At 71.8% G+C, this 15,290-nt stretch carries 11 protein-coding genes; 10 read left to right on the top strand and 1 reads right to left on the bottom strand.

Features of this window, described 5'->3' with window-relative positions; genetic code table 11:
* Positions 1-309: 309 nt before the first annotated feature.
* Entirely contained in the window at positions 310-711 is a 402-nt protein-coding gene (locus ACWCRA_RS12000) for a (2Fe-2S) ferredoxin domain-containing protein (protein ID WP_451067364.1), read from the top strand.
* A gap of 166 nt (positions 712-877) precedes the next feature.
* On the opposite strand, the gene fdhD is transcribed toward ACWCRA_RS12000, so the two are convergent.
* Positions 878-1,720 (bottom strand): formate dehydrogenase accessory sulfurtransferase FdhD, encoded by an 843-nt coding sequence (fdhD, locus tag ACWCRA_RS11995; protein WP_351551770.1) that lies wholly within the window; start codon positions 1,718-1,720, stop codon positions 878-880.
* Between the two features lie 216 nt (positions 1,721-1,936).
* Between fdhD and ACWCRA_RS11990 the strand changes: the two genes are divergently transcribed.
* From ACWCRA_RS11990 to ACWCRA_RS11950, 9 genes are all read left to right on the top strand, one after another.
* Positions 1,937-2,884: a beta-ketoacyl-ACP synthase III gene (locus ACWCRA_RS11990; RefSeq protein WP_351551767.1), complete on the top strand. Its 948-nt coding sequence runs from the start codon at positions 1,937-1,939 to the stop codon at positions 2,882-2,884.
* Between the two features lie 209 nt (positions 2,885-3,093).
* A complete protein-coding gene (locus ACWCRA_RS11985) occupies positions 3,094-3,573 on the top strand; it encodes an NUDIX domain-containing protein (protein ID WP_351551765.1) in 480 nt (159 codons plus the stop codon).
* Between the two features lie 201 nt (positions 3,574-3,774).
* A complete protein-coding gene (locus ACWCRA_RS11980; RefSeq protein ID WP_351551762.1) occupies positions 3,775-4,956 on the top strand; it encodes an ROK family transcriptional regulator in 1,182 nt (393 codons plus the stop codon).
* 153 nt (positions 4,957-5,109) lie between these two features.
* The gene (locus ACWCRA_RS11975) at positions 5,110-6,732 is read left to right on the top strand and encodes a sugar ABC transporter ATP-binding protein (protein WP_451067363.1); all 1,623 of its coding nucleotides are present in this window, start codon (positions 5,110-5,112) and stop codon (positions 6,730-6,732) included.
* Positions 6,729-7,766, top strand: a complete 1,038-nt coding sequence (locus ACWCRA_RS11970) for an ABC transporter permease (protein WP_351551757.1) — start codon at positions 6,729-6,731, stop codon at positions 7,764-7,766. Before ACWCRA_RS11975 ends, ACWCRA_RS11970 begins: the two co-directional genes overlap by 4 nt.
* A gap of 66 nt (positions 7,767-7,832) precedes the next feature.
* On the top strand, positions 7,833-8,879 hold the full coding sequence (locus tag ACWCRA_RS11965; protein ID WP_351551755.1) for a substrate-binding domain-containing protein: 1,047 nt from the start codon (positions 7,833-7,835) through the stop codon (positions 8,877-8,879).
* A gap of 47 nt (positions 8,880-8,926) precedes the next feature.
* Positions 8,927-10,117, top strand: coding sequence for a Gfo/Idh/MocA family protein (locus ACWCRA_RS11960; RefSeq protein WP_351551752.1), 1,191 nt, complete (start codon positions 8,927-8,929; stop codon positions 10,115-10,117).
* A 46-nt stretch (positions 10,118-10,163) separates the two neighbouring features.
* On the top strand, positions 10,164-11,168 hold the full coding sequence (locus ACWCRA_RS11955; RefSeq protein ID WP_351551749.1) for a sugar phosphate isomerase/epimerase family protein: 1,005 nt from the start codon (positions 10,164-10,166) through the stop codon (positions 11,166-11,168).
* A 255-nt stretch (positions 11,169-11,423) separates the two neighbouring features.
* Entirely contained in the window at positions 11,424-15,257 is a 3,834-nt protein-coding gene (locus ACWCRA_RS11950) for a ThuA domain-containing protein (protein WP_451067362.1), read from the top strand.
* The last annotated feature ends 33 nt before the right edge of the window (positions 15,258-15,290 follow it).

Below are 15,290 nucleotides of genomic sequence, written 5' to 3'. Positions count from 1 at the left end.
TGGTGCTCAGCACAGCGCCGCGACGGTATCCCACCCGGTTGCCGGGCCCATGGGGCGTCCGGGCGCCGGGTACCCGGGGCGGTACCGCCGGTTCAGGGAAGAAATCCGGTCACATGGGGAAGGTGCGGACAGGGTTCTGACTGGTCGGTACGTGGGCGGGGACGGAATCTCCACGGAATCCCTACGGTGCGCACACTGTCGCTTTACCATTTCTGGAGGATTTGGTCCATACCTTTTTCGGAAGTCCTCGCCGCCGGGGGAGCGCCGGGCGTGCTGTCCGCAGGGGCGCCGGACTGAGACGATCATCCGGTGACCTCGCCCGCGATACGCCCCTTCCGCAGCCGCCCCTGCACCCTCGTCGTCTGCCGGGGCTGCTGCTGCGGCAGCGCCCGCAAACACCCCGGCACCGACCACGACGGCCAGCTGGCCCGGCTGCGGGAGGCCGCCGCGGCCTCCGGCGGCCGGATCGAGGTACGCACCACCGACTGTCTCGGGCCCTGCGCCCAGGCCAATGTGATCGTGGTTCAGCCCTCGGCCGAGGGCCGGCGCCGGGGAGCGCGCGCCACCTGGATCGGCTGGGCGCTCGACGACGACGCCGTGGACGACCTGCTGGAGTGGGCGAGGGCGGGCGGCCCCGGCCTCGCCGAGCCGCCCGCGACACTCGCCCTCCAGACCATCCCGGCCCCGCTGCCCAAGGCCGCGCGCCGCTGAGCCCCCGGACATCCCGCCGCCGGCGGCCGGGCTTCCCACCGCGCGGCCTCCCACCGCCGGGCCTCCGGCGGCGGGGCCTCCACCGCCGGGCCGGGCGGCCTCCGGCAGCCGCCGCCGGGGCCGCCGGCCCGGGACCGTACGCCCCGGGCCGGCTCCGCCGGGTCCCTCAGACGCCCCCGCCGTCCAGCACGACGCGCTCCTGCCCCGCGTACACATTCATCGAGGCACCGCGCAGAAACCCCACCAGGGTCAGCCCGCTCTCCACCGCGAGATCCACCGCCAGCGACGACGGAGCCGACACCGACGCCAGCACCGGCACCCCCGCCATCACCGCCTTCTGCGCCAGCTCGAACGACGCCCGCCCCGACACCAGCAGCACCACCCGGGACAGCGGCAGCCCGCCGTTCCGCAGCGCCCGGCCAATCAGCTTGTCCACGGCGTTGTGCCGGCCGACGTCCTCCCGCGCGTCCAGCAGCTCGCCCTCCACCGAGAAGAGCGCCGCCGCGTGCAGCCCCCCGGTGCGGTCGAAGACCCGCTGTGCCTCCCGCAGCCGGTCCGGCAGCGCGCTGAGCAGAGCGGGCCGCACCCGCACCGGCGGCACATCCGCGACCGGATGGCGGGTCGCCGTCCGCACGGCGTCGAGACTGGCCTTGCCGCACAGCCCGCACGACGAGGTGGTGTACACATTCCGCTCCAGCGTGATGTCCGGAACCGGCACCCCCGCCGCCAGCCGCACATCCACCACGTTGTAGGTGTTCACCCCGTCCGCCGTCGCCCCCGCGCAGTACGTGATCGACCGCACCTCCCCGGCCTCGCCGATCACCCCCTCACTGACCAGGAAACCCGCCGCCAGCGCGAAGTCGTCCCCCGGGGTGCGCATGGTGATCGCGAGCGGTCTGCCGTTCAGCCGGATCTCCAGTGGCTCCTCCGCCACCAGCGTGTCGGGGCGGGCGGAGACCACACCGTCCCGGATGCGGAGGGTGCGGCGGCGCTCGGTGACGCGTCCCATGATGTTCCGTATCCGATCCGTCGGCGAAGCGCTGCGGGCCGTACCATTCTCCCCCCGCGGCACGCCCCCGGCGGCCGGGGGCGTCGCACGGGCCGTGCCACACTTACGGAAGCTCCAAATTCCAGGGGCTGAATCCTGTCGGATCACCTGCCGTCGTACCGGTTGGTAGCAGCGAACACTTGGGCATTCCACTGCCCGCACGGAGGGGGTCCGCACATGACCGGCTCACGAATCACCGCCCTCGGGCACTATCAGCCCGCCGGAGTCCTCACCAACGGGGACCTGGCGGCCCTGGTCGACACCAGCGACGAATGGATTCGCACCCGCGTCGGCATCACGACCCGGCACCGGGCCGCCGACGACGAACCCGTCGACGAGCTGGCCGCGCACGCCGCGGCCAAGGCGCTCGCCTCCGCCGGCCTCACGCCGCAGGACATCGGCATGGTCCTGGTCGCGACCTCCACCGCGATCGACCGCTCCCCGAACACCGCCGCCCGCGTCGCCGCCCGCCTCGGCATGGAGTCGCCGGCCGTGATGGACGTGAACGTGGTCTGCGCCGGGTTCACCCACGCCCTCGCCACCGCCGACCACACCGTGCGGGCCGGTGCCGCCGAGCGGGTCCTGGTGATCGGCGCCGACAAGATGACCGCCGTGACCGACTGGACCGACCGCACCACCTGCGTCCTGGTCGGGGACGGCGCGGGCGCCGCCGTCGTCGAGGCCGTCCCGGACGGCGAGGAGCCCGGTATCGGCCCCGTGCTGTGGGGCTCGGTCCCCGCCATGGGCCACGCCGTGCGCATCGAGGGCACCCCGCCGCGCTTCGCCCAGGAGGGCCAGACCGTCTACCGCTGGGCCACCACCCAGCTGCCGCCCATCGCCCGCAAGGTCTGCGAGCGCGCCGGGGTGCGCCCCGACGAGCTGGCCGCCGTCGTCCTCCACCAGGCGAACCTGCGGATCATCGAGCCCGTCGCGCAGAAGATCGGGGCGGTCAACGCCGTCATCGCCCGGGACGTGGTCGAGTCGGGCAACACCTCCGCCGCCTCCATCCCGCTCGCCCTCGCCAAGCTGGTCGAACGCGGGGAGATCACCTCCGGCGACCCGGTGCTGCTCTTCGGCTTCGGCGGCAATCTCTCCTACGCGGGTCAGATCATCCGCTGCCCGTGAGCCGGCCCCGTGAGCCGGCCCGGTGAGCCGGTCCGGTGAGGCCGCCCGCGAGACGGCGGAACCCGGGACGCCCGCCCGCGAGACGCCCGCCCGTGAGACGGCGGCCCGTGAGACGGCGGCCCGCGACACGGCCCGCGCCGGCGCCCTCGCTGGGCCCGTGCGCCCGGCCCGGACTGCCCCGTGACCGGCCCCGGGGGAGACTGGGGACCATGACCGCTGTGAGAAGCGCGGGGCTCCTGCTGTTCCGGGGGCGGGGCGACGGCATCGAGGTCCTCATCGGACACATGGGCGGCCCCTACTGGGCGGCCCGCGACGAACAGTCCTGGTCGGTCCCCAAGGGGCAGTACACCCCCGAGGAGGAACCGGCCGCGGCGGCCCGCCGGGAGTTCGAGGAGGAACTGGGACTCGCACCGCCCGAGGGCGAGTGGCTCCCCCTCGGCGAGGCCCGCCAGCCCGGTGGCAAGGTCGTCACCCTCTGGGCCCTCGCCGCCGACCTCGACATCTCCCTCGTGGTGCCGGGCACCTTCACCATGGAGTGGCCCCCGCGCTCGGGCCGCCTCCAGGAGTTCCCCGAGATCGACCGGGTCGGATGGTTCGGCCTCGACGAGGCCCGCACCCGGCTGGTCAAGGGCCAGCGGATCTTCCTCGACCGGCTGGCGGAGCTGCCCGCGGCGGCCGGCCGGGAGTGAGAGAACCTCCGGGAACACCCTGACCCGCCACCACGCCTCCGGCTTTGTCCCGAGTGTGGAAGAAGTTGCACCGGAACTCTGCTCAAGTTCTTCCCACTCCGTCAAAGCGCTGCTACGTTCCCCTCCAGAGCCGGATCACCCGCGAGCCGCACGGGGTCTCCCCTGACGAAGGCCCGGGGAAGGGAGGGGCAGTTGAGACGCATGACCGCTCGACCCGCCAACGCTCACCAGGCCCGGCTGCTGAAGCTGCTGCGCGACGGAGGGCCCAACTCCCGGGCACAGCTCGGCGATCTCGTCGACCTCTCCCGCTCCAAACTCGCCGTCGAGGTCGACCGGCTGCTGGAGACCGGGCTCATCGTCGCCGACGGACTCGCCGCCTCACGCGGCGGCCGGCGCTCCCACAACATCCGGCTCGCGCCCGGACTGCGCTTCCTCGGCGTCGACATCGGCGCCACCTCCATCGACGTCGCGGTCACCAACGCGGAACTGGAGGTACTCGGCCACCTCAACCACCCCATGGACGTCCGCGAGGGACCCGTCGCCGTCTTCGAACAGGCCCTGTCGATGGCGGCCAAACTCAAGGCCACCGGAATCGCCGAGGGCTTCGACGGCGCCGGTATCGGCGTCCCCGGGCCCGTCCGCTTCCCCGAGGGCGTCCCCGTCGCACCCCCGATCATGCCCGGCTGGGACGGATTCCCGGTACGCGAGGCCCTCAGCCAGGATCTCGGCTGCCCGGTCATGGTCGACAACGATGTGAACCTCATGGCGATGGGGGAGCAGCACGCCGGTGTCGCCCGCTCCGTCGCCGACTTCCTCTGCGTCAAGATCGGCACCGGCATCGGCTGCGGCATCGTCGTCGGCGGCCAGGTCTACCGGGGGACGACGGGCAGCGCCGGCGACATCGGCCATATCCAGGTCGACCCCGGGGGCCGCCCCTGCGCCTGCGGCAACAGGGGCTGTCTGGAAGCGCACTTCAGCGGCGCCGCGCTCGCCCGCGACGCCGAGGAGGCCGCCCGCTCCGGCCGCTCCCCGGAACTCGCCGAACGGCTCGCGGCGGCGGGCGCGCTCACCGCCGTCGACGTGGCCGCCGCCGCGGCGGCCGGTGACACCACCGCGCTCGACCTCATCCGCGAGGGCGGCAACCGCGTCGGCCAGGTCATCGCCGGGCTCGTCAGCTTCTTCAACCCCGGGCTCGTGGTGATCGGCGGCGGGGTCACCGGCCTCGGCCACACCCTCCTCGCCAGCGTGCGCACCCAGGTCTACCGCCAGTCGCTGCCCCTGGCGACCGGCAACCTCCCCATCGTCCTCGGCGAACTGGGCCAGATCGCCGGCGTCACCGGCGCCGCCCGCCTCATCAGCGACCACCTCTTCTCCCCGGCCTGACCCTCCACCCCGACCCCGCCCGGCACCCTCTCCCCGTCCAGCGTCCTGAGCCCGTCCGGCGATCGAGGACGACCCGAGCCCCGGGCTCCCCGAGGACAACCGCACCCGCACCCGCACCCCGAGCCCACCCCACCCCGGCCAGAGGGGACCCACATGCCCCCACCTCTTCTCACCATGTCCGCCATCACCAAGTCCTTCCCCGGCGTCCGCGCGCTCGACGGCGTCGACCTGGAAGTCCACGCCGGCACCGTCCACTGCCTCCTCGGCCAGAACGGCGCCGGCAAATCCACCCTCATCAAGGTCCTCGCCGGCGCCCACCAACCCGACAGCGGCACCATCACCTGGTGCGGCACCGAGGTCTCCCTCCCCTCGCCCCTCGCCGCCATGCGGCTCGGCATCGCCACCATCTACCAGGAACTCGACCTCGTCGAAGGGCTCTCCGTCGCCGAGAACGTGTATCTCGGCCACGAACCCACCACCGCCGGATTCCTCATCCGGAGCAAGGACGCCCGCGCCGCCACCGCCCGGCTCCTCGCCCGCCTCGGCCACCCCGGGATCGAACCCGGCCGGCTCGTCGGCGACCTCCCCGCCGCCCAGCGGCAGATCGTCTCCATGGCCCGCGCCCTCTCCCACGACGTCCGCCTCATCGTCATGGACGAGCCCTCCGCAGCCCTCGACCCCGACGAGGTCGACAACCTCTTCCGCACCGTCGCCGACCTCACCGCCGACGGCGTCGCCGTCATCCACATCTCCCACCGCCTGGAGGAGATCCGGCGCATCGGCGACCAGGTCACCGTCCTCAAGGACGGCCGCGCCGTCGCCGGCGGACTCCCCGCCAGAACCACCCCCACCCGCGACATCGTCGCCCTGATGACCGGCCGCAATGTCGAGTACGTCTTCCCGGAGCGCCCCCGGCGCCCCGCCCCGCCGGACCACCCCGCCCCGCAGGGCAGCCCCGTCCCGCAGGGCCACGCCGTACAGCCGGACCACGCCGTACAGCCGGGCCGCCCCGCCCCGCCGGAGCCCGCCGCTCCCGTCGTGCCCCCCGTCCTCACCGTCCAAGGGCTCACCAGGAAGGGCGAGTTCACCCCCCTCGACCTCGAACTGCGGCCCGGCGAGATCGTCGGCCTCGCCGGACTCGTCGGCTCCGGCCGCTCCGAGATCCTGGAGACCGTCTACGGAGCCCGCAAACCCACCGCGGGACGCGTCCTCGTCGACGGCAGACCCCTGCGCCCCGGCAGCGTGCGCGCCGCCGTCGCCGCCGGAATCGGACTCGCCCCCGAGGAACGCAAGGCCCAGGGCCTCCTCCTCATCGAATCCGTCACCCGCAATGTCACCCTCTCCTCCCTCGCCCGCTTCTCCCGGGCCGGCTGGCTCGACCGCGCCGCCGAACGCGCCGCCGCGCAGCAGGCCACCAGGGAACTCTCCCTGCGCCCCGACAACCCGGACGCCCGCATCCGTACCCTCTCCGGCGGCAACCAGCAGAAAGCGGTACTCGCCCGCTGGCTGCTGCGCGGCTGCCGCGTCCTGCTCCTCGACGAACCCACCCGGGGCGTCGACGTCGGAGCGCGCGCCGAGCTGTACGCGGTGATCCGCCGGCTCGCGGACGAGGGCCTGGCCGTCCTTCTCGTCTCCAGCGAGGTGCCCGAGGTCCTGGGCCTCGCCGACCGGGTGCTGGTGCTGCGCGAAGGCACCGTGGTGCACACCGCCGACGCCCGCGACCTCGACGAGCACCGCGTACTCGACCTTGTGATGGAAGGGAGCCCGACGGCATGACGCAGCCAGCCCCCGCGGCACGCCAGGACGCGGCCGCGGACCTCACGAAGACACCCCCGGCCCCCGGCCCCCGGCGCCCCGCGCTCGGAGTGCGCGCCGATGTCCGCACCCTGTCGCTCCTCGGTGTCCTCGCCGCCCTCGTCGCCGTCGGCGGCCTCACCCGGCCGGACGAGTTCCTCGCCACCAGCAATCTGCAACTCGTCCTCACCCAGGCGTCCATCATCGGCGTCGTCACCGTCGGCATGACCTTCGTCATCACCAGCGGCGGCATCGACCTGTCCGTCGGCGCGATCGTCGCCCTCGCGTCCGTCTGGGCCACCACCGTCGCCACCCAGGAGTACGGCTTCGCCGGAATCCTCTTCACCGCCGTCGCCGTCGGCCTCGGCTGCGGACTCGTCAACGGGCTGCTGATCGCCTACGGAGGGATGGTGCCGTTCATCGCCACCATCGCGATGCTCGCCTCGGCCCGCGGGCTCGCCCTCCAGATCACCGACGGCAAGACCCAGATCGTCACCGTCGAGTCCGTACTCGACCTCGGTGTCAAGGACGCCCACATCCTCGGCGTCCCCCCGCTGGTCCTGGTCTTCGCGGCCGTCGTCCTCGTCGGCTGGCTGCTGCTCAACCGCACGACCTTCGGCCGCCGCACCTTCGCCGTCGGCGGCAACGCCGAGGCCGCCCGGCTCGCCGGCATCGACATCCGCCGCCAGCGGCTCTCCCTCTATCTGCTCTCCGGGCTCTGCTGCGGCATCGCCGCCTTCATGCTGATCATCCTCTCCGGGTCGGGCCAGAACACCAACGGCAACCTCTACGAACTCGACGCCATCGCCGCCGCCATCATCGGCGGCACCCTCCTCAGCGGCGGCCGGGGCACCATCGCCGGCTCCGTGCTCGGCGTACTGATCTTCACCACGATCACCAATATCTTCGCCCTCAACAACCTGGAGAGCGCGGTCCAGCAGATCGCCAAGGGCGCCATCATCGTCGTCGCGGTCCTGGTCCAGCACCGCACCCTGCGCGGCAGCGGAGACGCCTGACCCCGCCGCCCCCGCCCCGCTCGCCCCACCCGTACACCCACTTCCCACCGAAGGGCCGGTTCCGCCATGCCACAAAGCCCCGTACCCAGCCGCAGAGGACTCCTCCTCGGAGGCGCCGCCGTCTCCGCGGGCGCCGTGCTCACCGCCTGCACCAGCAACGAACCCGCCGACAGGAAGCCCGCCGCCGACAGCGCCCCCGTCGCCGACGACAAGCCCGGCAAGGCCGTCACCATCGGCTTCGCCGGCCCCCAGGCCGACCACGGCTGGCTCAACGCCATCAACGACAACGCCCGCTCACGGGCGAAGAAGTACTCCGATGTCACCCTGGAGATCACCGAGGGCTCCAACGACACCGCCGCCCAGATCGGACAGATCCAGACCCTGATCAACAAGAAGGTCGACGTCCTCGTCATCCTCCCCGCCGACGGCAAGGCCCTCACCCAGGTCGGCCTCCAGGCCATGAAGGCGGGCATCCCCGTCATCAACCTGGACCGCGTCTTCGCCTCCCCGCAGTCCTACCGCTGCTGGATCGGCGGCGACAACTACGGCATGGGCCTCAACGCCGGCCGCTACATCGGAGAACGGCTCAAGGGCAAGGCCGGCGCCAAGGTCATCGAACTCGCCGGCGTCGACAGCCTCGAACTCACCAAACAGCGCACCCAGGGCTTCGACGACGCCCTCAAGAACTACCCCAACATCAAGAAGGTCGCCCGCCAGGCCGCCGACTTCACCGTCGAGTCCGGTCAGGCGAAGATGGCGCAGCTGCTCCAGGCCCAGAGCGGCTTCGACGCCCTGTGGAACCACGACGACGACCAGGGCGTCGGAGCGCTCCGCGCCATCGCCCAGGCCGGCCGCGAGGACTTCGTCATGGTCGGCGGCGCCGGAGCCAAATCCGCCATGGACGCCATCAAGGCCGACAACAGCGTCCTCAAGGCCACCGTGCTCTACCCGCCGACGATGTCCGCGTCCGCCATCGACATCGCCCGCGCCGTCGCCCAGGGCAAGGGCATCGGCGGCATGTCCGAACTGGAGATCCCCGCCACCATCACCCTGTACTCGGCCGTCGTCACCAAGGACAACGTCGACCAGTACCTGCCCACCGGCTTCATCTGAGCGGCACGCCCGCCCCGCGCCGAGCAGAACGACGAGGAGGAATCCGTATGGAACAGACCGACAGCGAGGCCGTACCCCCACCGCCACCGCTCGGTGTCGGCCTGGTCGGATACGCGTTCATGGGAGCCGCCCACTCACAGGGCTGGCGCACCGTGTCCCGCGTCTTCGACCTGCCGCTGCGGCCGGTGCTCGCCGCCATCGCCGGCCGCGACCGCACCGCCGTGCGCGCCGCCGCCGGACGCCACGGCTGGGCCGCCGCCGAGACCGACTGGCGCGACCTCATCGCCCGGGACGATGTGCAGCTCGTCGACATCTGCACCCCGGGCGACCTCCACGCGGAGATCGCCATCGCGGCCCTGGAGGCGGGCAAACACGTTCTGTGCGAGAAACCCCTCGCCAACACCGTCGCCGAGGCCGAGGCCATGGCCGCCGCCGCCGACCGGGCCCGCCCCCGCGGCCAGATCGCCATGACCGGCTTCAACTACCGGCGCGTACCCGCCATCGCCCACGCCCGCCGGCTCATCGCCGACGGCCGTCTCGGCACCCTGCGCCATCTGCGCTTCACCTACCTCCAGGACTGGCTGGTCGACCCCGGCGCCCCCCTCACCTGGCGGCTGGTCCGCGAACACGCCGGCTCCGGCGCGCTCGGCGACCTCGGCGCCCATATCGTCGACCTCGCCCAGCACCTCGCCGGGGAGCATCTGACCGGCGTCAGCGCGCTCACCGAGACCTTCGTACGGGAACGCCCGCTGCCCGCGGGCACCCCGGGCGCCCCCGGCACCGGCACCGTCACCGTCGACGACGCGGCCCTCTTCCACGGGCGCCTCGCCTCCGGAGCGCTCGCCTCCTTCGAGGCCACCCGCATGGCGTCCGGCCGCAAGAACGCCCTCCGCTTCGAGATCAACGGCGAACGCGGCTCCCTCGCCTTCGACCTCGAACGCCTCAACGAACTCTCCTTCCACGACCACACCGAACCCGCCGCCTCCTCCGGCTTCCGGCGCATTCTCGTCACCGAACCCGACCACCCCTACCTCCGGGCCTGGTGGCCCCCCGGGCACGCGCTCGGCTACGAACACACCTTCACCCACCAGGCCCGCGACCTGATCGAAGCCATCGCCGGACGCACCGACCCCGCGCCCACCTTCGCGGACGGCCTCCAGGTCCAGCGGGTCCTGGCCGCCGTGGAGGAGAGCGCCGAGAAGAACTCCGTCCACACCCCCGTACCGCCACAGCTCTGACCAGCGCGGGCCACCACCCGCACGGACCGAGGGAGGCGAGGGCACCATGCCCCGTCCGTTCACACTCTTCACCGGCCAGTGGGCCGACCTCCCGTTGGAGGAGGTGTGCCGGCTCGCCCGGGACTTCGGCTACGACGGCCTGGAACTCGCCTGCTGGGGCGACCACTTCGACGTCCCCCGGGCCCTCGCCGAACCCGGCTACCTCGCCGGGCGCCACGCACTGCTGGAGAAGTACGGCCTGCGCTGCTGGGCCATCTCCAACCACCTCGTCGGACAGGCCGTCTGCGACCACCCCATCGACGAACGCCACCAGGGCATCCTGCCCGCCAGGATCTGGGGCGACGGCGAACCCGAAGGCGTACGCGGGCGGGCCGCCGACGAACTCCGGGACACCGCGCGGGCCGCCGCCGCCTTCGGAGTGCGCACCGTCGTCGGATTCACCGGCTCCTCCATCTGGCATCTGGTCGCCATGTTCCCGCCCGTGCCCCAGACCATGATCGACCGTGGGTACGAGGACTTCGCCGACCGGTGGAACCCCATCCTCGACGTCTTCGACACCGAAGGAGTCCGCTTCGCCCACGAGGTCCACCCCGGCGAGATCGCCTACGACTACTGGACCACCCGCCAGGCCCTCACCGCCCTCGCCGACCGCCCCGCCTTCGGGCTGAACTTCGACCCCAGCCACTTCGTCTGGCAGGACCTCGACCCCGTCGGCTTCCTCTACGACTTCCGCGACCGGATCTACCACGTCGACTGCAAGGAATCCCGCAAACGGCTCGACGGCCGCAACGGGCGCCTCGGCTCCCATCTGCCCTGGGGCGACCCCCGCCGGGGCTGGGACTTCGTCTCCGCCGGACACGGCGACGTCCCCTGGGAGGACGTCTTCCGGATGCTGCGCTCCATCGGCTACGACGGGCCCGTCTCGGTGGAGTGGGAGGACGCCGGGATGGACCGGCTCACCGGCGCGCCCGAGGCCCTCGCCCATCTGAAGCAGTTCGACTTCGACCCCCCGGCCGCCGCTTTCGACGCCGCCTTCGGCAGCGGCCGGTAACCGGCCACAGCCGCACCACCGCAGGTCACGGCCCGGTGGCCCGATCCGCCGCCGGGTCGGTCCGCCCTGCCCGGAACCCCTTTGTCCCGCCGAGAGCGGAAGCCGAACCCGTCTCCCGCACAAGGGGTTTCCGATCCGGACGTACCCGTCTACCGTCCCAGATGTGTACAGCACTGAGGTGGTCCCCGGTGTGACGGCGCACTCCGGTTCCACGGCACCCCCCGCCCGTTCAACCGGTCCATTCCGGAGGAAAACGTGCACTCCACTCTGCCCCCGAACCGCCCCGCCCGCAGGACAAGATCCCGAGCCCGCACCGCGCTCGCCCTCCTCACCGGCACGCTCCTCGCGGCCACCACCGTCGTCCTCGCCCCCGCGCAGGCCGCCGCCGAGCCTCCCGCCCGCGCCGCCGCGCAAACGGACACCCGGGCCGCCGACCAAGCGGACACCCGCGCCGCCGCGCACACGGGCGTCCGGACTGCCGCGCACACGGGCGTCCGCGCCTCGGCGGAATCCGCACCGGACCCCGCAGCCGAGGAATTCCAGCAGGTCACCCTCGCCAAGGGCGCCGCCGAAACCGGCGAACCCATCTCGCTGGCCGTCCTCCCGGACCGCAGCGTCCTGCACACCTCCCGCAACGGCGAACTGCGGATCACCGACAGCGCGGGCAACACCCGGCTCGCCGGCTCCCTCCCCGTCTACACCCACGACGAGGAGGGCCTCCAGGGCATCGGCCTCGACCCCCGCTTCAGCGAGAACCGCTTCGTCTACCTCTACTACGCGCCGAAGCTCGACACCCCCGCCGGTGACGCCCCCGCCGACGGAACCGCGGCCGACTTCGCCCCCTTCGACGGCGTCAACCGGCTCTCGCGCTTCGTGCTCAAGGCCGACGGCACACTCGACAACGCCAGCGAGAAGAAGATCCTCGACGTTCCGGCGACCCGCGGCATCTGCTGCCACGTCGGCGGCGATATCGACTTCGACGCCCAGGGCAATCTCTATCTGTCGACCGGCGACGACTCCAACCCCTTCGCCTCCGACGGATACACCCCCGTCGACGACCGCCCCGGCCGCAACCCCGCGTACGACGCGCGCCGCACCTCCGGCAACACCAACGACCTCCGCGGCAAGATCCTCCGCATCAAGGTCGCCGACGACGGCTCCTACACCGTCCCCGAAGGGAACCTCTTCGCGCCCGGCACGGACAGGACCCGGCCCGAGATCTACGCCATGGGCCTCCGCAACCCCTTCCGCTTCAGCGTCGACCGCAAGACCGGCCACCTCTACGTCGGCGAGTACGGCCCCGACGCCGCCGCCGCCGACCCCGCACGCGGCCCCGCGGGCAAGGTCGGCTTCCTCCGCGTCACCCAGCCCGCCAACTTCGGCTGGCCCTTCTGCAGCACCGCCGGCGAGCCCTACACCGACTACGACTTCGCCACCAAGACCCCCGGCGCCACCTTCGACTGCGCCGCCCCCCGCAACGAATCCCCCCACAACACCGGGCTCACCGAGCTGCCCGCCGCGCAGAAGGCATGGATTCCCTACAACGGGGGCTCCGTGCCCGCCTTCGGCACCGGCTCCGAATCACCCATGGGCGGACCCGTCTACCGCTACGACCCGGAGAACCCCTCCCCGGTCAAATTCCCCGAAGCCTACGACGGCGACTTCTTCGCCGGGGAATTCGGCCGCCGCTGGATCAAACGCATCGAACAGGGCACGGACGGCTCCCTCGGCACCATCAACCCCTTCCCCTGGACCGGCACCCAGGTCATGGACATGGCCTTCGGACCGGACGGCGCCCTCTACGTCCTCGACTACGGCACCGCCTGGTTCGGCGGCGACCACAACTCCGCCCTCTACCGCATAGAGAACGCCACCGGCGGGCGCTCACCCGTCGCCGAAGCCGGCGCCGACAAGACCTCCGGCAAAGCCCCCCTCCGCGTCTCCTTCTCCTCCGAAGGCACCACCGACGCCGACGGCGACACCCTCACCCACCACTGGGACTTCGGCGACGGCACCACCTCCACCGAAGCCAACCCCAGCCACCGCTACCGCGCCAACGGCACCTACACCGCCACCCACACCGCCAAGGACCCCACCGGCCGCACCGGCGCCGCGAGCGTCCGCATCGTCGTCGGCAACACCGCCCCCAAGGTCACCCTCGAACTCCCCGCCGACGGAACCCTCTTCAGCTTCGGCGACGACATCCCCTTCCGCGTCAGAGCCACCGACGCCGAGGACGGACCCGTCGACTGCGCCAAGGTCAAGGTCAGCTACATCCTCGGCCACGACAGCCACGGCCACCCCATCACCTCCGCCAACGGCTGCACCGGCACCATCAAAACCTCCTCCGACGGCGGACACGACCCCAACGCCAACATCTTCGGCGTCCTCGACGCCGAGTACACGGACGGCGGAGGCGGCGGCCAGGCCCCCCTCACCACCCACGACCAGGTCCAGCTCCAGCCCCGCCACCGGCAGGCCGAGCACTACAACGCCTCCCAGGGCATCCGCACCTACAACAAGGCCACCGCCAACGGCGGCAGAACCGTCGGAGACATCAACAACGACGACTGGATCTCCTTCAAGCCCTACAACCTGACCGGAGCCACCAAACTCACCGCCCGGATCTCCTCCAACGGCGCCGGCGGCTTCCTCGAAGTCCGCACCGCGTCACCCACCGGGAAGATCCTCGGCTCCACCCCCATACCCGTCACCGGCGGCTGGGAGACCTTCCAGGACATCGACCTTCCCCTGCGGTCCGTGCCCAAGAAGACCACCGAACTCTTCCTCGTCTTCAAGGGCGGCACCGGAGCCCTCTACGACCTGGACGACTTCACCCTCTCCAACAGCCCCCCGGACCGCACCGCCAAACGCATCCTCGTCTTCTCCAAGACCGCCGGCTACCGCCACGCCTCCATCCCCGCCGGCATCACCGCACTCAAGGAACTCGGCAGAACCAGCAACATCACCGTCGACTCCACCGAAACCGCGGCCCAGTTCACCACCAGCAACCTCGCCCGCTACGACGCCGTCGTCTTCCTCTCCACCACCGGCAACGTCCTCAACGCCGCCCAGCAGCTCGCGTTCGAGAACTACATCGCCACCGGCGGCGGCTACCTGGGCATCCACGCCGCCGCCGACACCGAATACGACTGGCCCTACTACGGCAGACTCGTCGGCGCCTACTTCAGCTCCCACCCCCGCATCCAGTCCGCGACCGTACGCGTCGAGGACCGCGCCCACCCCGCCACCCAGCACCTCGGCGAGGAGTGGACCCGCACCGACGAGTGGTACAACTTCGCCACCAACCCCCGAGGCAACACCCGCGTCCTCGCCGGCCTCGACGAAACCACCTACGAGGGCGGCACCATGAAGGGCGACCACCCCATCGCCTGGTGCCAGACCTTCGAAGGCGGCCGGTCCTTCTACACCGGCGGCGGCCACACCCAGGACTCCTACACCGAACCCGCCTTCCGCCAGCACCTCCTCGGCGGACTGCGCTACGCATCCGGCCAGGTCAAAGCCGACTGCACCCCCCGCACCGGTGAACGGTCCCTCTTCAACGGCAAAACCCTCAACGGCTGGAAGCAGGCCGGCCCCGGACGCTTCACCGTCACCGACGGAGCGCTCCGCACCGAAGGCGGCATGGGCATGCTCTGGTATCACGCCAAGGAGCTCACCTCCTACACCCTGGAACTCGACTGGAAGGTCGACGGAGACGACAACTCCGGCATCTTCATCGGCTTCCCCGCCTCCGACGACCCCTGGTCCGCCGTCACCAACGGCCATGAGATCCAGATCGACGCCACCGACGCCCCCGACCGCACCACAGGCTCCGTCTACGGCTTCAAATCAGCCGACCGCAAAGCCCGCGACCGCGTACTGCGGCCCCCGGGCCAGTGGAACACCTACGAAATCAAGGTCAAGGGCGAACGCCTCCAGCTCTTCCTGAACGGCTCCAAGATCAACGACTTCACCAACACCGACCCCGCCCGCAGCCTCACCGACGGATACATCGGCCTCCAGAACCACGGCACCGACGACCAGGTGTCCTTCCGCGACATCACCCTCAGGGAGCAGCCCCAGTAGGCCGCACCCGCCACGACGGCGGCGGGCGGGGAG

It is taken from the genome of Streptomyces sp. NPDC001889, from assembly GCF_053594535.1.
This window is presented reverse-complemented; position numbering and strand designations above follow the sequence as displayed.

Excerpts from the sequence above, each read along its gene's own strand:
- ACWCRA_RS11990 (WP_351551767.1), top strand. The coding sequence starts at position 1,937 with ATGACCGGCTCACGAATCACCGCCCTCGGGCACTATCAGCCCGCCGGA.
- ACWCRA_RS11955 (WP_351551749.1), top strand. The coding sequence starts at position 10,164 with ATGCCCCGTCCGTTCACACTCTTCACCGGCCAGTGGGCCGACCTCCCG.
- ACWCRA_RS11980 (WP_351551762.1), top strand. The coding sequence starts at position 3,775 with ATGACCGCTCGACCCGCCAACGCTCACCAGGCCCGGCTGCTGAAGCTG.
- ACWCRA_RS11960 (WP_351551752.1), top strand. The coding sequence starts at position 8,927 with ATGGAACAGACCGACAGCGAGGCCGTACCCCCACCGCCACCGCTCGGT.
- ACWCRA_RS11965 (WP_351551755.1), top strand. The coding sequence starts at position 7,833 with ATGCCACAAAGCCCCGTACCCAGCCGCAGAGGACTCCTCCTCGGAGGC.
- ACWCRA_RS11975 (WP_451067363.1), top strand. The coding sequence starts at position 5,110 with ATGCCCCCACCTCTTCTCACCATGTCCGCCATCACCAAGTCCTTCCCC.
- ACWCRA_RS11985 (WP_351551765.1), top strand. The coding sequence starts at position 3,094 with ATGACCGCTGTGAGAAGCGCGGGGCTCCTGCTGTTCCGGGGGCGGGGC.
- ACWCRA_RS11970 (WP_351551757.1), top strand. The coding sequence starts at position 6,729 with ATGACGCAGCCAGCCCCCGCGGCACGCCAGGACGCGGCCGCGGACCTC.
- fdhD (WP_351551770.1), bottom strand. The coding sequence starts at position 1,720 with ATGGGACGCGTCACCGAGCGCCGCCGCACCCTCCGCATCCGGGACGGT.